This window comes from Cellulomonas sp. McL0617 (assembly GCF_049994875.1).
Lineage (GTDB): Bacteria > Actinomycetota > Actinomycetes > Actinomycetales > Cellulomonadaceae > Cellulomonas.
Genome location: NZ_CP188256.1, coordinates 1,141,657 through 1,156,680, shown reverse-complemented (window position 1 = coordinate 1,156,680; position 15,024 = coordinate 1,141,657). Strand labels below are relative to the sequence as shown.

Here is a 15,024-nt window from a genome sequence, read left to right as displayed (position 1 = left end):
CGCTCCCGTCAGGGCACGTTCGCCCCGCCGTTGACGTTGATGACCTCGCCCACGACGAAGCTGGACTCCGGCGAGGCGAGGAACACGTAGGCGGGTGCCTGCTCGACCGGCTGGCTCGTCCGACCGAGCCACGACGAGTCCCCGAAGCCGTTCAGCTTCTCCGTCGGTTGTCCGTCGGAGACCTGCAGCGGCGTCCACACCGGCCCCGGCGCGACGGCGTTCACACGGATGCCGCGGGGCGCGAGGTCGGCGGCGAGCGCCTTGGTGAAGCCGATGATGGCGAACTTGGTCGACGCGTAGTTGATGATCATCGGCGAGGGGTTGTAGCCCTGGACCGACGTGCTGTTGATGATGGTCGAGCCGGCCGACAGGTGCGGCAGGGCGTCGCGCGTGATCCAGAACATCGCGTACATGTTCGTCTGGATCGTGCGGTCGAGGTCGGCCTCGTCCAGCTCGTCGAACGACTGGTGGTACACCTGGTGCGCCGCGTTGTTGACCAGGATGTCCAGCCCACCGAGGCCCTCCACCGCGCCCGCGACCAGGGTGCGGCAGAACGCGCGGTCCCGGATGTCGCCGGGCAGCAGGATCGCTGTGCGGCCCGCCGCGCGCACGTGGCCCGCGATGGCCTCCGCGTCCACCTGCTCCTCCGGGAGGTAGCTGAGGGCGACATCTGCACCCTCGCGCGCGAACGCGATGGCCACCGCCGCGCCGATGCCCGAGTCGCCGCCCGTGATCAAGGCCTTGCGCCCGGGCAGGCGGCCCGTGCCGCGGTAGGTGGTCTCGCCGTGGTCGGCCTTGGGGTCGAGCTCGGCGTCGAGGCCCGGCACCGGCTGCCACGAGGCGTGCGGCTTGATGTGCGAGTGGCGCTCGACGGGGTTGTCGAACGTGAGCTGGTCGGACACCGAGATCTCCTTCAAGGATGCGGCCAGGACGATCATGGAGCGCCGCCCTCGCCGTGCACCTGACGATAACGACGTCCCCCTCCACCGGGCGCCGGGGTCCGTCAGGGCGAGACAGGCCCCGGTGCATCGCGGTCCGTGCGACGGCATCGGTACCGTTTCGACATGGGCCGGCGACAGCTCGGTTGGAGGGTCTGCTACGAGCTGCTCGGTGCGCGGGTCCGGCAGCCGCAGTGGTCGTTCATGAACTACGGCTACGCGCCGGTCGTGCCCGTCGGCCAGGAACCGTTGCCCCTCGACCCCGCCGACGAGCCGGACCGGTACTGCATCCAGCTGTACGCATACGCCCTCGACGGCGTCCCGGTCCTGGGCGCCGACGTCCTCGAGGTCGGCTCCGGTCGTGGCGGGGGCGCGTCGTGGGCGAGCCGCGCCCTGGGGCCGCGCACGACGACCGGGGTCGACTTCGCCGCGTCGGCGGTCGCGCTGTCGTCCCGGGACCGCACGGGGCCGGGCCTGCGGTTCGTCCGTGGCGACGCTCAGGATCTTCCGTTCCCCGATGCGTCGTTCGACGTCGTGCTGAACATCGAGTCGTCGCACTGCTACCGCTCGATGGAGGCGTTCGTGTCGGAGGTGCACCGGGTGCTGCGGCCCGGCGGGCAGCTCGTCTGGGCCGACCTGCGGGCTGCCGACGCCGTCGACCGCACGACCGCGGAACTCGTCTCGACGGGCTTGGAGCTCGTCGGCACGCAGGACATCACGGCGGAGGTGCTGCGCGCGCTCCGGCTCGACGACGAGCGCAAGACCGCGCTGGTGAACGCCTGGATCCCGCGCCCGTTCCGACGAGCGATGCGACCGCTGGCCGGCCTGGAGGGAACCCGCAATCCCGAGGGGTTCGCGTCGGGCACCTTGCGGTACCTGAGTGCGCGGTTGGTGCGCCCCGCCTGACGGGACCGTCGACTGCCGTCGACGCGTCGACGACGTGGCCCGCGCTCCCTTGCGTCATCGCGCAGGTGGGGACGTTCGACCCTATTGACGCACTGGCGGCCCGAATAACGTTGCCATCGCTTTGGCTGGGCGACTCGCCCCCCCGAAGGGGTAGTCGGTCTTTCGCCCACGCGGGAGTGCCTGCACGCAACATGTGTGCACTGCCCGACATTGGTGCACCGAGCGAAAGGACAATACCGATGCGCCGCAGAACCTTTGATTTCCTCGCCAGCTGGGTCGGCGTCTTTCTCGCCGTCGTTCTCGCCGTTGCTGGTGGCCTCCTGATGTACGCGCACAGCTTCGTCAGCGACCAGGTCAAGACCGAGCTCTCCGCGCAGAAGATCGTCTTTCCTGCGGCCGGCAGCGACTCGCTCAAGACCCTCCCGCCGGCCGATGCCGCTGCGATGGCGAAGTTCGCCGGCCAGCCGCTGACCACGGGCGACGAGGCCAAGACCTGGGCCAACAGCTACATCAACGTCCACCTGGGCAAGATCGGCGGCGGCCTCACGTACTCCGAGCTCTCGGCCAAGGCCATGGCCGACCCGACGAACACCCAGCTCGCGGGTCAGGTCGACACGGTCTTCCGCGGCGAGACGCTGCGTGGCCTCCTGCTCAACGCCTACGCCTTCTGGCAGATGGGTCAGATCGCCCTCATCGCGGGCATCGCGGCCCTCGTCTCGGCCGTGATCATGCTGACGATGTCGATCCTCGGCTTCGTCCACCTGCGCAAGACGCCCGCCGAGAAGGAGCTGCTCACCGAGCGGCACGCCGCCCTCGAGCCGGCGCTCGCCTGACCCAGGCTCGAGCCTGACCGACGCGCAACCGACGGCGACCGTCCCCAGTGTGGGGCGGTCGCCGTCGTCGTTGGTGGCCTCAACAGGTCTGGCCGCGCGCCGGCCCTGCACATGCGTTTCGTCGACCCCTTTCTCGTGCGGCGTACCTTGACCCGTAGTGGCCGTGTCCGGACGGACGGGCGGAGCGATCCTCACGTCCGGGCGATCGGGATCCGCGGTCGACGAGCACCGGCATCGGAGCGGCAGGCGGGCACGTCCATGACCGAACCAGGCACTGAGGCGGTCTTCGCGCCGCTCGGAGCACGTCTCGCGCCGCTGATCGCCGTCGCCGTCGCCATCCTGTCCCAGGTGCTCATGCGGGACCGCATCGCCGTGGGCCCCCGGCTGCTGGTGCCGGTCATCGAGGTCGCCCTCGTCGCGGCTCTCGTCCTGTGCGACGGCGTCCTGCAGGCGCAGCGCCGGCGCGCGGGCATCCTCCGGTACGCCCTCGCGCTCGTCCTTGCCGTCTCGTGCACCTCGTCGGCGACGCTCCTGATCGCCGACCTTCTCAGGACCCGACCGGTCAGCGTGCAGGTGCTGCTCGGCGAGGGGGTCCAGATCCTGGTGGTCCTGGTCGTCGGCTTCGCCCTGCTGTTCTGGCAGCTCGACCGCGGGGGCCCGGACGGTCGCGTGCGGCCCGATCCGGAGCGCCTGTCGTTCTGGTTCACGCAGGACGGGATCCGGGAGTACTCGGACGACTTCCAGTACTGGCAGCCGCAGTTCCTCGACTACCTGTACCTGGCCATCACCAACATCGTCGCGTTCTCCCCGACCGACACGCTGCCGCTCACCCGGACAGCCAAGATGCTCATGGCCTGGCAGTCGGCCGTCGCGCTCGCCACCTTCGCGGTCGTCTTGGCCCGGGCGATCAACATCCTGACCTGACGGCGTCCGACCCGGGTCCGGTCGCGCCGGGCATCAGCGCCGCCCTTTCATCCCGATGGGATGATGCCCTCCGTCGACCCCAGGTGCGACGCTCGGAACGAGTCGGCACCGCCCTCGGCAGGCGCCGCCAGCACCCACCGTCGACCCTGGGGAGCACAGGTGTCGGACATCGATCTCGCCCGCCTCCAGTTCGCCTCGACGAGCATCTACCACTTCCTCTTCGTCCCCATCACGATCGGGCTCGGGTTCCTCGTCGCGGTGCTGCACACGATGTGGTTCCGGTCCGGCAACCCCGACCACAGGCGGCTGACCAGGTTCTTCGGCACCCTGTTGCTCATCAACGTGGCCGTCGGCGTCGTGACGGGGCTGATCCAGGAGTTCCAGTTCGGGATGAACTGGTCGGCGTACTCGCGCTACGTCGGTGATGTGTTCGGGGCCCCGCTCGCGATGGAGGGGCTGGCGGCGTTCTTCCTCGAGTCGACGTTCATCGGGCTGTGGATCTTCGGCTGGAACTTCCTGCCGGCTCGCGTCCACCTGCTGACGGTCTGGCTCGTCGCGGTCGGGGCCGCGGGGTCGGCGGCGTTCATCATGGCGGCGAACTCCTGGATGCAGCACCCGGTGGGTTACACCGTCGACCCGGCGACCGGACGGCCCGAGCTGTCGGACATCGGCGCCGTGATGACCAACCCGGTCTTCCTCTGGGGGTACGCGCACGTGCTGACCGCGTCCCTGGTCACGGGGGCGGTGCTGATGCTGGCCGTGTCCGCGTGGTACCTGCGTCGGGGCGAGCACGCCGAGGTGTTCACCCGCTCGGCGAAGGTCTCGATCGCCGTGCTGGTGCCTTCGATCCTGCTCGCCCTGGGCGTCGGCAGCCACCTCGGCGTCATCGAGGCGACCTACCAGCCGATGAAGATCTCAGCCGCAGAGGCTCAGTGGACCACGTGCCAGCCGTGCTCGTTCTCGGCGTTCCAGGTGGGTGGCGGCAACAACGACCAGGACCCGTCGAAGCTCATCGAGATCCCGCACCTGCTCTCCATCCTGGCCACGGGTACGTGGGACGGCGAGGTGCAGGGCCTGAACGAGCTCAACGCGCAGTACCAGCAGCAGTACGGCCCCGGCAACTACGTGCCGAACGTGTTCGTGCAGTACTGGTCGATGCGGGTCATGGCGTACCTGGGCTCGCTCGCCGCGCTCGTCGCACTGTGGGGTGCCTGGCTGGTCTGGCGGCGACGCCTGCCGACGGCGCGGGTGTTCCTCGCCGTGGCGACCTGGGCGGTCGCAGTCCCCTTCCTGATGAACACGGCGGGCTGGATGCTCACCGAGAACGGCCGTCAGCCGTGGATCGTCCAGGGCCTCATGCGAACGACCGACGGAGCGTCTCCGTCGGTCGGCTCGACCGAGCTGGTCATCAGCCTGGTCGTCTTCTACGGCCTCTTCCTCGTCGTCGGCGCCGTCAACGTCTACCTCATGATGCGGTTCGCGCGTCGCGGCCTCCAGCTGGAGGAGCCGGATGAGCCGGCGCACACCGACGACGACCAGCCCCGCGTCCCCGTCCTGACGTTCTGAGAAGACCTGGAGGACGACCAGCGATGACCCTGCCCGTGCTCTGGTTCCTGATCGTCGCGTTCCTGTGGACCGGATTCTTCGTCCTCGAGGGGTTCGACTTCGGCGTCGGCATGCTCCACACGGTGGTCGGTCGCACCGACCTCGAGAAGCGGGTGGCGATCAACTCCATCGGGCCCTTCTGGGACGGCAACGAGGTCTGGCTGATCGTCGGTGCCGCCGCGATCTTCGCGGCGTTCCCGAGCTGGTACGCGACGTGGTTCTCCGCGATGTATCTGCCGCTCGTGCTGCTCCTCGTCGCGCTGATCGCGCGTGGCGTCTCCTTCGAGTTCCGGGGACGCCTGGAGGCCACCCGCTGGCGGCAGACGTGGTCGTGGTCCCTGACGATCGGCAGCTCACTGTGCCCGCTGCTGCTGGGTATCGCGCTCGGCAACCTCCTCGCGGGCCTGCCGGTGGACTCCTCCGAGGAGTTCACCGGCACGGTCGCCGACTCCGTCACCGGGTACGGCCTCCTGGTGGGGCTGACGCTCGTCGCGCTCTGCGTGCTGCACGGCGCCACGTTCCTGGCCCTCCGGACGCAGGGAGAGGTGCGCCGCCGCGCCCATCGCGCCGCCGCCGTCGCCCTCGGGCCGGCCGTCGTGCTGCTGCTCGGGTTCGCCGCGTGGACGCCGTCCGTGTCCGACGCGCCCGCGGTCCGCGGCGTCGTGCCGCCCGTGCTCGCCGTCGTGGCGGTCCTGGCCGCCGGGCTCGCGCTGCGCGCGCAACGCGAGGGCGCCGCGTTCTCCGCGACGGCGATCGGCATCGCGCTCACCGTCGTGACGCTCTTCGCCAACCTCTACCCGAACGTCCTGGTGTCGAGCACCGACGCGAGCGACAGCCTCACCGTGTCGAGCACCGCCTCGGGCCCGTACGCGCTCCAGGTCATGACCGTCGTGGCCGTCGTCCTCGTGCCCGTGGTGCTGCTCTACCAGGGCTGGACGTACGTCGTCTTCCGCCGGCGGGTCTCCGGGCCGCCGGCGGCCGCACGACCGGATCCGGTCGTGGGTCCGTCCGCACCCCTCGACGAAGGAGCAAGCACATGAGTCTGCACGGGAAAGTAGCGGTCGTCACGGGTGGCAACAGCGGCATCGGCAAGGCCGTCGTCCTCGCCCTCGCCGCGGCCGGCGCCAACGTCGTCATCGACTTCGTCGCCCATCCCGAGGCCACCGAGGAGCTGGAGAAGCAGGTGCACGCGCTCGGCGACCGGGCGATCGGAGTCGACGCCGACGTCAGCAAGGTCGCGGACCTGGAGATGCTCGTCGCCCGCACGGTCGAGGCGTTCGGGCGGCTCGACGTCATGGTGAACAACGCCGGTATCGAGACTCGCACGTCGGTCCTCGACACCACCGAGGAGCAGTACGAGCGCGTCATGGCGATCAACCTCAAGAGCGCGTTCTTCGGCACCCAGGTCGCCGCCAAGCAGATGATCGCGCAGGGCACGGGCGGCCGGATCATCAACATGACCTCGGTGCACGAGGACTGGCCCATGCCGGGGAACACCGCGTACTGCCTGTCCAAGGGCGGCATGCGGATGCTCACGCGGACGGCGGGCGTCGAGCTCGGGCCCTACGGGGTGCAGGTCGTCGGCGTGGGGCCTGGCGCGGTGGCCACGCCGATCAACACGGCGACCATGAACGATCCGGAGAAGATGAAGACGCTGGACGCGGCGATACCACTGGGCCGGATGGCCCAGCCGGAGGAGATCGCCAGCCTCGTGGCGTTCCTCGCGGGCGACGGCGCGACCTACCTCACGGCGACGACCGTCTTCGCGGACGGCGGCATCATGCACAGCAGCCCGGGTCTGTGAGGCGTCGTCATGAGCGAGCACTACGACGTCGTCATCATCGGCTCGGGGGCGGGCGGCGGGACGCTCGCGCACCGGCTGGCACCCTCGGGCAAGAAGGTGCTCATCCTCGAGCGCGGCGACTGGCTCCCTCGCGAACCGGAGAACTGGGACGCGACGGAGGTCTTCGTCAAGAACCGCTACGTCTCGAAGGACACCTGGTACGACGGCGAGGGCCGAGCGTTCCAGCCGCAGGTGCACTACAACGTCGGCGGTGCGACGAAGTTCTACGGCGCGGCGCTCTACCGGCTGCGCGAGAAGGACTTCGGTGAGCTGCAGCACCACGGCGGCATCTCGCCGGCGTGGCCGGTCGGGTACGACGAGTTCGAGCCGTACTACGCCCAGGCCGAGGAGCTGTACCAGGTCCACGGCGCGCGCGGCGAGGACCCGACGGAGCCGCCGTCCAGCGGTCCCTATCCCTATCCGCCCGTCTCGCACGAGCCCCGGATCCAGCGGCTGTTCGACGACCTGGCAGCGATCGGGCTGCACCCGTTCCACTCGCCGTCGGGCGTCCGGCTCGATGAGACAGACCTGCCGGGAAGCCCGTGCATCCGTACGGCCACGTGCGACGGCTTCGCGTGCCTGCTGCAGGCCAAGTCCGACGCGGAGGTCATCGCGGTGCGGCCCGCCCTGCGCAGCCCGAACGTCACGCTGGTGCGCAACGCCGAGGTCCGCCGTCTGGAGACCGACGACGCGGGGCACACGGTCACGTCCGTGGTCGCGGACGTGGACGGGGTGGAGCAGCGCTACTCGGGAGACGTCGTCGTGGTCAGCGCCGGAGCCGCCAACTCCGCGAAGCTGCTGCTGGCCAGCGCCAACGACCGGCACCCCCACGGTCTGGCCAACGGGTCGGACCAGGTGGGTCGCCACTACATGTTCCACAACAGCCGGGCGTTCCTCGCCCTCTCGGTCGAGCGCAACGACACCCGTTTCCAGAAGACCCTCGGGGTCAACGACTACTACTTCGGCGACGACGACTTCGGGTTCCCGATGGGCAACGTCCAGATGGTCGGCAAGTCCTCGGCACCCATGTATCGCGGCGAGAAGCCCGTCGAGGCACGCTTCGCGCCCATGTTCGCGCTCGAGGAGGTCGCGGAGCACGCCGTGGACTTCTGGCTGTCGGCCGAGGACCTGCCCGACCCGGACAACCGCGTGACGCTGGGCAACCACGGCAACGTCGTCCTGTCGTACACCCCGAACAACCGGCGCCCGTTGGAGGAGCTGTACAGCCGGGTCAAGGACAGGCTCGGCCATCTCGGCATGCACCCGCACCACCTCGTCCCGCGTGACCTGTACATGAAGAACGACATCCCGGTCGCGGGGTGCGCCCATCAGGCCGGCACGGTCCGGTTCGGCGCCGACGCCGCCACATCGGTGCTCGACCGCGACTGCCGCGCGCACGAGGTGGACAACCTCTACGTGGTCGACACGAGCTTCTTCCCGAGCATCGGTGCGGTGAACCCCGCCCTCACGGCCATGGCCAACGCCCTGCGGGTCGGGGACCACCTGCTCGCCAGGCTCGCCTAGGACCATCTCGCGCCGTGGCCGCTCGGCACGGCGGACGTGACAGGAGGTATTCCCGTGGACTCGAACAGCCCCGCATCGCCGTTCCCGCCGATCGCCCAGTACGCCTTCCTCTCGGACTGCCACACAGGAGCGCTCGTGGCGCCCGACGGATCGGTCGACTGGTTGTGTGCACCCCGGTTCGACAGCCCGAGCGTCTTCGGCAGCCTCCTGGACCGGGGCGCCGGGTACTTCCGGTTCGCGCCGTACGGGATCAACGTGCCGACGTCCCGGGCCTACGAACCCGGCACGAACGTTCTCGTCACCACGTGGCACACCCCGACCGGCTGGCTCGAGATCCGCGACGCGTTGACGATGGCCCCGCGCGAAGGCCCCGACGAGACGACGCCCCACACGCGTCCGCCGGCCGACGACGACGCGGAGCACCTGCTCGTGCGCACGGCCACGTGCCTGGAGGGGTCCGTGGAGATCGAGCTCGTGTGCGATCCCGCCTTCGACTACGGCCGGACGCGGGAGCCGTGGGAGCTCGACGCGGCCGGGAGCCACACCGCCGACATCACTGGCGCCGGCCTGGCGATGCGTCTGAACACCACCCTGGCGCTCGGCGTGGAAGGCGATGCGCTGCGCGGACGGCACAGCCTGTCCGCCGGGGACAGCGCGTTCTGCTCTCTCTCCTGGGCAGCCTCGCTCGACGGACCGACGGACGCAGCGGACGCGCACGCGCGGATCGCCGCGACCCGCGACTTCTGGCGGCGCTGGCTCGGTCGGGCCCGGATGCCCGACCACCGGCTGCGGCCCTACATCGAGCGCTCCGCCCTGGTGATCAAGGGCCTCACGTACATGCCCACGGGTGCCACGGTGGCCGCCCTGACGACGTCGCTGCCCGAGACACCCGGCGGTGAGCGCAACTGGGACTACCGCTACACCTGGATGCGGGACTCCACCTTCACGCTGCAGGCCCTGCACTACCTGCTGCTCGACTGGGAGGCCGACGAGTTCATGCAGTTCGTGGCGGACGTCGAGGCCAACGAGGACGGCGCTCTGCAGATCATGTACGGCATCGACGGGCGTCGTGACCTCACCGAGTCGACGCGCGACGAGCTCTCCGGGTACCAGGACGCCCGGCCGGTGCGTCTGGGCAACGGCGCCTTCGACCAGCGGCAGAACGACGTCTTCGGCTCCGTGCTCGACTCGATCCTGCTGCACACACGGCGCAGCGAGCGCCTGCCCGAGCGCCTGTGGCCGATCGTCAGGTCTCAGGCGGAGTGCGCGGCCGCCGTCTGGCAGGAGCCGGACCAGGGCATCTGGGAAGCGCGCGGCAAGCCGCAGCACTACGTCTCCTCCAAGATCATGTGCTGGGTCGCGATGGACCGGGCCGCGCAGCTGGCAGCCATCCGCGGCGAGCCCGACCTGGAGGCCAGCTGGGCCGCGACCGCAACCGAGATCAAGGCCGACATCCTCGAGCACGGGGTGAGCGACCGCGGCGTCCTCCGCCAGCACTACGACACCGACGCACTCGACGCCTCGACGCTCCTGGCCGCGCACTTCGGGTTGCTGCCCGGCACCGACGACCGGCTGCACGCCAGCGTGCTCGCCATCGCCGACGAGCTCTCCGAGAACGGCTTCGTGCTGCGGTACAAGACCGACGAGACCGACGACGGCATGTCCGGCAAGGAGGGGACGTTCGTCATCTGCTCCTTCTGGCTGGTGTCCGCGCTGATGGTGGTCGGCGAGAACCAGCGGGCGCTGGACCTCATGGAGCGACTGCTCCGGATCGCCTCCCCGTTCGGCCTCTACGCCGAGGAGTTCGAGGTGGACGCGGCCCGGCACCTCGGAAACTTCCCGCAGGCGTTCTCCCACCTGGCGCTCATCGAGGCCTCGGCGCGCATCGTCCTGGCGGAACGCGTCCAGGAGATGTCCCTGTGACGGTGACGACGGACGTCCTGGTCCTCGGCGGGGGCATGGCGGGTGTGGCCGCGGCCCAGACTCTCGGTGAGGCGGGCGTGCGCACGACGCTCGTCGACCGCGCGGACTACCACCAGTTCCAGCCGCTGCTCTACCAGGTGGCCACGTCGCAGCTGCCTGCCGAGGACGTCGCCCGGCCGTTGCGGACGATCTTCGAGTCCGTCCCGAGCGTCGACGTGGTGGTCCAGGCCGTCTCGTCAGCCTCCCTCGCAGACCGGACGCTGGTGCTCGCCGACGGCCGGTCGCTGTCGGCCGCGCACGTGGTGGTCGCTGCGGGCGCCCGACCGAACTTCTTCGGGGTCCCGGGCGCCGTCGAGCACGCATTCCCTCTGTACTCGGTGGCGGATGCGGAGCGCCTGCGCGGACACCATCGCGCTCTCGTGGACGACGCGGGCGCTCACGGGGTCGGCGGGCCCGGGTCCCGCGACGTGGTCGTCGTCGGCGGCGGGCCGACGGGAGTCGAGGTGTCGGGAGCCCTCGCGGAGCTGGTAGCGGCGCTGGTCGCTCACGGTCGGATGCCCGCAGACGCTCGGGTGCATCTCGTCGACCGGGGGCACGCCGTGCTCGGCCAGTTCTCCCCGCGAGCCCAGGCCTACGCCCACGAGCACCTCGCCGCGGTCGGTGTGGACCTCCGGCTGGGCGCGGGGGTCGCCTCGGTGCACGCCGACGCGGTCGAGCTCGACGACGGCACCCGTCTGCCCACGCGAACCGTCATCTGGGCCGGCGGGGAGTCCGGCGCGGCCGTGGCCCAGTCAGCCGGCCCCACGACCGGCCGGGGTGGTCGCCTCGACGTCCGCGCCGACCTGGGTGTCGAGGGCTTTCCGGGCGTCTGGGCCGTGGGCGACGTGGCCAACGTCCCGTCGGGAACGCACGCCGGGGCGCCGATCCTGCCGCAGCTCGGCTCGGTGGCCCAGCAGTCGGGCCGGTGGGCCGCGCAGAACATCCTGCGCAGTGCGCAGGGCGACGACCTCGCGCCGTTCCACTACAAGGACAAGGGCATCATGGCGATGATCGGCCGCAACGCCGCCGTGGCCGAGCTGGGCGCCCACCGGCACGAGGTGGACGGCCCGCTCGCCTTCGCCGCCTGGCTCGGGGTCCACGCGATGCTGCTCAGCGGGGTGCACAGCCGCACGGACGCCTTCCTCAGCTGGGCCTGGGAGTACTTCGACCGCGACCACGCGGCCACGGTCGAGGCGCACGACTCACCCCGGCGGATCGCCTGGGGCGACGACGCCCACGACGTCCCTCACATCGACCTCGGCGCACCGACGTCGGAGTGACGGGTGCCCGGCCTCTCCGCGGCCGATCCCGAGGTTGCCCTGCTCGCAGGCGAGCGGGGTAGCGTGACACGGCGTGGGAGAACGCCGCGTTCGGCCCGTTCCGTCTCCGTCGCCGCACGCGAGCGCTGCTGCTGCTGCCGATCCGGTCTCACCCGACCGGCGGCCGACGGGGATCGCGCTGGTCTCCCGCAGCGGGTTGCTCGACACGGTGGCGGCCTCGCCCGCCCGGGTCGTCCTGCTCGTCGCCGGTCCCGGGTACGGCAAGTCCGCAGTCCTGCGCCAGTGGGCCGACCGGCTGGGTGATGCCACGGTGTGGCACACCTGCACGGACGCCGACAACGACCCCGCCACCCTGCTCTCCGCCCTCAGCCGTGCCGCCGGCAGAGCGTCGGGGATCGTGACTGTCTCCGGACTGGTGTCCGCGGTCGTCGACGGCCCGCCGCGCGTGCTCCTCGTCGACGACGTGCACGCGATCACGGGCGCGGGGAGCCTCAACGTCCTCACCGACGTCGTCGACAGGCTGCCCCAGGCGTGGCGTGTGGGCCTGGCGACGCGCGCCCGACCGCGGCTGCCGCTCGCCCGGCTCCGCGCCGCCGGCGATCTCCTGGAGATCGGCGTGGCCGAGCTGTCCCTGGACCGCACGGAGCAGGTCGAGGTGCTCGCTCGCTCGGGGGCGAGCCTCTCCCCCACCGAGACGGATGAGATCCACGAGCGCACGGAAGGCTGGCCTGCCGCCGTGGCGCTCGCCGGCATGGCCGTCCGGGCGGGTGCTCGGGACTCCGACGCCGCCCTGACGTTCACGGGTGACGACCGGTTCATGCGCGAGTACCTGCGCACCGAGGTGCTCGCCGGTCTGGGCGCACGCGAGACGGCTCTGCTGGTGCGCTGCGCGATCCTCGACGAGCTCACCGGCCCTGTGTGCGACGCCGTCCTGCGGGCGCGGTCCTCCGGAGCGGCCCTGGAGCACCTGGCGGCGCACGGCGTGCTCGAGCCCGTCGGTCGGGACGGCGAGCGCTACCGGTGCCACCCGCTCCTGCACGACCTGCTGAGCGCGGAGCTGCACCGCAAGGAGCCGGCCCTGGTCCCCGAGCTCCACCGACGCGCGGCTCGTTGGTTCATCGACGCGGGCGAGCTGGAACCGGCCGTCGCGCACGCCCACCTGGCCGGGGACGCCGAGGAGGTTGCGCGCCTCGTCCTGGACCGCGCCCAGCAGACCTGGACCGACGGTCGCGTCCACACCGTCCAGCAGTGGATGTCCTGGCTCGAGGAGGCCGAGGGCGTCCCGGTCTTCCCGGCCATCGCCGCGCACGCCTCCCTCATCTTCGGTCTCGTGGGTGAGCCCGCACGAGCGGAGCGGTGGTCCGCGATGGCCAGGGCGAGCGACCGGTCCGGAACGCTGTCCGACGGAAGCACCATCGAGGGAACGCTGGCCTACCTGGAGGCGATCGAGGCGCGTGGAGGGACTGCCCAGATGCGGTCGGATGCGCGTACCGCCTGGGCGGGTTTGTCGCCCGCCAGCCCGTACCGCGCGACCATGCTCCACACGGAGGCCCTCTCGTACCTGCTCGAGGGGGAGCTCGAGCGCGCTGACGACCTGTTCGTCGAGGCCCTCGAGGCCGCGGAGCTCGCCGCCGTCCATCCGCTCGTGGCGATGATCCTGTGCGAACGTGCGGCAGTGGCGGTGGAGCGCGGTGACTGGACCTCGGCCACGACCGCCGTCCGACATGCCACCTCTATCGTGACCGCCGGCGGGTACTCGTCCTACTGGACCAGCGCGCTCGTGTACGCCTGGGCGGCCCGCACAGCCGTGCACCTCGGACTTCGACCGGAGGCCGCGGCGCACCTGCAGCGCGCACTCGCCCTGCGGCCCCTGCTCACCTACGCGCTCCCGGTGGTGTCGACCCAGGCACTCCTCGTGACGGCGCAGGCGTCCCTCGGTGTGGGCGACCTCCACTCGGCCGCGGCGGCGGTCCGGCAGGCGCAGGAGATCATGCACCGGCGGCCGGGCCTGGGCGACCTACCCTCACGGGTGGCGACGGCGATCGTGGCCGTGCAGGAGGCGGCGTCCCAGGGACGACCCCAGACGCTCACGGCCGCCGAGGTCCGACTGCTGCCGCTCCTCGCCACGCATCTGAGCTTCCCGCTGATCGCCGAGCGCCTCGGTGTCTCCCGCAACACGGTGAAGACCCAGGCGATCTCGACGTACCGGAAGCTCGGTGTGTCGTCGCGCAGCGAGGCTGTGGCGCGCTGGGAGCTGCTCGAGGGGTCGAACAGCTGGTGAACACTGCTTCACTCGATCGATCCCGCTCGGGCCGTCGGCACCCCGAGGCGCATCGTACGAAGACCGCATGGTGGGAGGTGGCGCCAATCGGGCGCACGCGAACGCGCCATCTGCGGGTTCGCTGCCGCTAGTCCGACGCCTCCGGCGGATCGTGAGCCGATCCGTTGACGTGGTCAACGGGCCGTTCGACGTCGGCACGTCCGAGGGGCCTGTCGGCTCGCGGCGGTGCTGTCGGCGAGGTTCACGCCGATCGCGCCCTCGTCGGCGTTCGGTCGTCGTCGACGCCGGTCGGAATCAGACGCTGTCGCGCCACATCGTGGTGACCTCCGGGCCGCCCGGCTCGACGACGAACCGGGTGACGACCTCGAACCCGTGGCGCCGGTAGAGCGCGACGTTCGCAGGGTTGCTCGACTCGAGGTACGCGGGCATGCGTTCCTCGTCGATGAGCCGCAGGTTGTCTGCGAGCAACCCCAGTCCGAACCCGTGCCCGCGGCTCTGGGGGTCGGTGCCGAGGAAGCTCAGGTAGTAGTGCGGCTCGGTCAGGTCGCCGTGGGCGTCCTCGATGAGCGCGAAAGCGGCGCTCACGCGAGCTCGGTCGGGTTCGGGCAGGTTGCCCACCAGTGCCTCGATCCTCGCGCCCTGTTCGGGCGTGCTCTCGGTGCCGCCGGGCGGGATCCAGACCGCCGCCGCCGTGCCGCCGTCGGCGAGCCACGTCCAGGGGTAGCGGGCCGCTCCCTCGATGAAGAGGCTCCACATGGCGCGGTGCTGATCTCGCCGGCGAGCTGGGTCAGGGAACGCCCAACCCCAGGTGGGGTCGTCGAAGAACGCATCCACCATGATGTCGGTCACCCGACGACGGTCCGCGGCCGTCGCGATCCGCGGATGCCCGGCGTCGTTCATCGCTGGCCCCGGACGTCTCGTCGCCACG

General features: G+C 70.9%; 12 protein-coding genes. 10 read left to right on the top strand and 2 right to left on the bottom strand.

Features of this window, described 5'->3' with window-relative positions; all coding sequences use genetic code 11:
• Positions 1–8 precede the first annotated feature (8 nt).
• Complete coding sequence (locus tag ACPPVS_RS05165) at positions 9–902, bottom strand: SDR family oxidoreductase (RefSeq protein WP_426594962.1); 894 nt, start codon at positions 900–902, stop codon at positions 9–11.
• A 162-nt stretch (positions 903–1,064) separates the two neighbouring features.
• On the opposite strand from ACPPVS_RS05165, the gene ACPPVS_RS05160 reads away from it, so the two are divergent.
• From ACPPVS_RS05160 to ACPPVS_RS05115, 10 genes are all read left to right on the top strand, one after another.
• Entirely contained in the window at positions 1,065–1,844 is a 780-nt protein-coding gene (locus tag ACPPVS_RS05160) for a class I SAM-dependent methyltransferase (RefSeq protein WP_426594961.1), read from the top strand.
• Positions 1,845–2,083: 239 nt separating this feature from the next.
• Positions 2,084–2,677, top strand: a complete 594-nt coding sequence (locus ACPPVS_RS05155) for a hypothetical protein (RefSeq protein ID WP_426594960.1) — start codon at positions 2,084–2,086, stop codon at positions 2,675–2,677.
• A 258-nt stretch (positions 2,678–2,935) separates the two neighbouring features.
• The gene (locus tag ACPPVS_RS05150; RefSeq protein WP_426594959.1) at positions 2,936–3,601 is read left to right on the top strand and encodes a hypothetical protein; all 666 of its coding nucleotides are present in this window, start codon (positions 2,936–2,938) and stop codon (positions 3,599–3,601) included.
• A gap of 159 nt (positions 3,602–3,760) precedes the next feature.
• Entirely contained in the window at positions 3,761–5,167 is a 1,407-nt protein-coding gene (locus ACPPVS_RS05145; RefSeq protein WP_426594958.1) for a cytochrome ubiquinol oxidase subunit I, read from the top strand.
• Between the two features lie 23 nt (positions 5,168–5,190).
• Positions 5,191–6,246 carry a cytochrome d ubiquinol oxidase subunit II gene (cydB, locus tag ACPPVS_RS05140; protein WP_426594957.1) on the top strand — a complete coding sequence of 352 codons (1,056 nt, stop codon included), beginning with the start codon at positions 5,191–5,193 and terminating at the stop codon, positions 6,244–6,246.
• Positions 6,243–7,010: a glucose 1-dehydrogenase gene (locus ACPPVS_RS05135; RefSeq protein ID WP_426594956.1), complete on the top strand. Its 768-nt coding sequence runs from the start codon at positions 6,243–6,245 to the stop codon at positions 7,008–7,010. The genes cydB and ACPPVS_RS05135 overlap by 4 nt, the downstream gene beginning before the upstream one ends.
• Positions 7,011–7,019: 9 nt before the next feature.
• Positions 7,020–8,573: a GMC oxidoreductase gene (locus ACPPVS_RS05130; RefSeq protein ID WP_426594955.1), complete on the top strand. Its 1,554-nt coding sequence runs from the start codon at positions 7,020–7,022 to the stop codon at positions 8,571–8,573.
• A gap of 54 nt (positions 8,574–8,627) precedes the next feature.
• Positions 8,628–10,496, top strand: a complete 1,869-nt coding sequence (locus tag ACPPVS_RS05125) for a glycoside hydrolase family 15 protein (RefSeq protein ID WP_426594954.1) — start codon at positions 8,628–8,630, stop codon at positions 10,494–10,496.
• Positions 10,493–11,815, top strand: a complete 1,323-nt coding sequence (locus ACPPVS_RS05120) for an NAD(P)/FAD-dependent oxidoreductase (RefSeq protein WP_426594953.1) — start codon at positions 10,493–10,495, stop codon at positions 11,813–11,815. The genes ACPPVS_RS05125 and ACPPVS_RS05120 overlap by 4 nt, the downstream gene beginning before the upstream one ends.
• Before the next feature lie 73 nt (positions 11,816–11,888).
• Positions 11,889–14,096 carry a LuxR C-terminal-related transcriptional regulator gene (locus tag ACPPVS_RS05115; protein ID WP_426594952.1) on the top strand — a complete coding sequence of 736 codons (2,208 nt, stop codon included), beginning with the start codon at positions 11,889–11,891 and terminating at the stop codon, positions 14,094–14,096.
• 294 nt (positions 14,097–14,390) lie between these two features.
• Here ACPPVS_RS05115 and ACPPVS_RS05110 read toward each other — a convergent pair whose 3' ends face one another.
• Positions 14,391–14,945, bottom strand: a complete 555-nt coding sequence (locus tag ACPPVS_RS05110; RefSeq protein ID WP_426594951.1) for a GNAT family N-acetyltransferase — start codon at positions 14,943–14,945, stop codon at positions 14,391–14,393.
• Between the last annotated feature and the right edge of the window lie 79 nt (positions 14,946–15,024).